Raw genomic sequence first — 2,655 nt, 5'->3', positions numbered from 1 at the left:
ATGACCGACGACACCCTGGCCCTGGAGGACGTCGTGGACACGCTCCGCGACGCCGACATCGTCATGCTCACCACCGCGCTTCCGAACGGCAAGCTCCTGTCCCACCCCCTGTCCGTCCAGGGGGTGACCGATGATGGGGACGTCTGGTTCTTCGTCGGACTGCAGGGTGGGCAGGCCGAGGCGCTGCGCAGCGCCTCGCAGGTGAATCTCTCGATCTCGCAGGCAGGCTCATGGCTGTCGGTGGCCGGGAGCGCGGAGTTCGTCGAAGACCGTGCCCTGGTCGAGCAGCTGTGGACCAAACGGGCGGAGGCCTACTTCCCCGGCGGCGCGGACGACCCGAACCTGGGGCTGCTGCGGGTCAGCGGCGAATCCGCCCAGTTCTGGGGCCTGCCCGGGGGCAAGGCCGCCTGGCTCGCGCAGATCCTCAAGGCGAAGGTGTCCGGAGAGCGCCCGCCCGGAGGCACCGCCACGACCGAGCTCTGACCACGGACGCCACGGGGACGTCACGGGTTCCTCCGCTCCGTGAGCATCGCGGGGCGAGAGATCAGACCGGCAGGCCGGTCTCGGGGGCCGTCGCCCGATGCTTCGCCTCACGACCGACCTTGCGCCAGCCATCGATGGTGTCCCATGCAGCGACCCCGATGACGCTCAGCACGAACAGGACCACGACCACGCGAGCCGTGTCCGGCCCGCCCCCGTCGCTGGGGAGGACGAGGCCCATGAACTCGGGATTCACCAGGCGCTCGTTGCCCAGCAGGGTCAGAATCACGCTGACCCACACCGCCGCGAGAGCGGTGTTGGCGACAGCCAGGCCCGTGGTCCAGCCGCGGCGCAGATGGACGAGGACGGCGAGACCGACCTCGAGCAGGAGGAGCGCGAGCATGCCGAGCAGCGCCCAGGGCCACAGCTGCGGGTGGAGGATCTGGAGGTCGCGGGCGTGGCCGTCGATCTGCACGAATCCGCGGAAGCGGTCCCAGAGCACCGCACCGATCATCAGCCCGGCGAACACCACGGAGGCGACCACCTCGGAGCGGCCCGCCCCCGTGGGGCGCGGCTCCGGCAGCTGGTCGAGGTCCCAGTCGTGGCCGGTAGCGGACCCGGTGCGCTCCAGGATGACGAACATCAGCGTCACCCAGAAGAACACGTGCACGGTTGCGGAGATCCCCACGCCGATCGCCTGCCCGATGACCTCCCCGACCGGGGCGCCGATGATGACCTGGACGAGGGCGACACCGCCGACGGCGGCGGCGGGCACGATGGCCAGCAGGAGCTTGAGCAGCCGCCACCAGGCCAGGTAGTAGCGCGGTCCCAGCAGGTGCAGCGGCCGGTCGGCGTAGCTCGCGGCGAGGGCGACCGGGTCACCGAGATCGGTGAGCACGGCGCGCTCGGCCTCGGCAGGGTCCTCGCCCTGCTCGAGACGCGACTCGATGGCGTCGGCGATGGAGGCCTCGAGCTCCGCGCGCACGTCGCTCTGGGTCTCGAGCGGGAGGGAGTCGGTCGTGGCGCTGATGTAGCGCTCGGTCAAGGTGGTGGTCATGTCAGTTCTCCTCGGGCGTGCCCGGATCGTCGGTGAGGGAGGCGATGGACCGGGTGAGATCGACCCAGTCCTGGCTGAGGGTCTCGGCCAGGCTGGTGCCGTCGGCCGAGGTGACGTAGAACTTCCGGGGTCTGGAGTCCTCGGTGTTCCACTCGCTGGTCAGGAACCCCTGCTTCTCGAGACGCCGCAGCAGCGGGTAGAGGGTGTTGGCATCCGTGGTGAAGCCGCGTGACTCGAGCTGCTCGAGCAGGCTGTATCCGTACCCGGGGGTGCGCAGCAGTCGCAGGCACGCCAGCACGACGGTGCCGCGCCGAAGCTCCTGCAGATGGGGATCGAAGGACTCGCTCATGCCCCACACCATAGTGTGCTCGACACACCATTGTCCAGGAGACTGTGCTGTCTTGGTGGTGCTGTCCAGACGGTGCTGTCTAGACGGTGCCCTCGGGAGATGGCCCGCGGCCGCGGAACAGGAACTGGGGGGTGCCGTCGTCGGCCGTGGCGCGTTCGGCTGTGACCTCATAGGTGGCGCTGACCAGCCCGGCTGCGAGTGCGTCGCGGGGAGGGCCGTCGGCCAGCACGATGCCGTCCGCGAGCACGATCACCCGGTCGCAGTAGCGGGCGGCGAGGTTCAGGTCGTGCAGGACCACGACCGTCGCCAGGCCCCGCTCGCGCACGATCTGCAGCACGTGGTGCTGGGAGCCGATGTCCAGATGGTTGGTGGGCTCGTCCATCAGCAGCAGCCGGGGCTGCTGGGCGAGCGCCCGCGCGATCAGCACGCGCTGCTTCTCCCCTCCGGAGAGGATTCCGAACTCGCGCCGCGCCAGGTGCAGGGCGTCGACGCTGGTCAGAGCCTCGGTCGCGATCCGTAGATCCTCGCCGGTCGTCGAGCCGAAGGCCCCGGCATGGGGGACCCGGCCCAACAGCACCACATCTGCGACGCTCAGCGGGACCTCCCCGGTCAGTTCCTGTGCCATCACCGCGATCTGCTGCGCCCGCTCTCGTCCGGAGTGCTCGGCCAGGTCACGGCCCGCGAGCCGCACCTGCCCGGCGTCCGGGACCAGAGCGCGGTGCAGGATCCGCAGGGCGGTGGTCTTGCCGCTGCCGTTGGGGCCGACGAG

The 2,655-nt window shown here is 70.3% G+C and carries 4 protein-coding genes; 1 reads left to right on the top strand and 3 read right to left on the bottom strand.

Annotated features, from left to right (window positions below; translation table 11 throughout):
* Nucleotides 1-483 (top strand): pyridoxamine 5'-phosphate oxidase family protein, encoded by a 483-nt coding sequence (locus ACTH43_RS18550; RefSeq protein WP_441446354.1) that lies wholly within the window; start codon nucleotides 1-3, stop codon nucleotides 481-483.
* Between the two features lie 61 nt (nucleotides 484-544).
* Here ACTH43_RS18550 and ACTH43_RS18545 read toward each other — a convergent pair whose 3' ends face one another.
* The 3 genes from ACTH43_RS18545 to ACTH43_RS18535 all read right to left on the bottom strand — a co-directional run.
* A complete protein-coding gene (locus ACTH43_RS18545) occupies nucleotides 545-1,537 on the bottom strand; it encodes a permease prefix domain 1-containing protein (RefSeq protein ID WP_441446353.1) in 993 nt (330 codons plus the stop codon).
* 1 nt (nucleotide 1,538) lies between these two features.
* Entirely contained in the window at nucleotides 1,539-1,886 is a 348-nt protein-coding gene (locus ACTH43_RS18540; RefSeq protein WP_441446352.1) for a PadR family transcriptional regulator, read from the bottom strand.
* Between the two features lie 79 nt (nucleotides 1,887-1,965).
* Nucleotides 1,966-2,655 (bottom strand): ABC transporter ATP-binding protein (locus tag ACTH43_RS18535; RefSeq protein WP_441446351.1); only part of this gene is annotated, 690 nt, incomplete at its 5' end.

The organism is Brachybacterium sp., from assembly GCF_052095815.1.
Lineage (GTDB): Bacteria > Actinomycetota > Actinomycetes > Actinomycetales > Dermabacteraceae > Brachybacterium.
The sequence above is the reverse complement of the archived record's forward strand: the minus strand, read 5'-3'. Positions and strand labels throughout refer to the sequence as shown.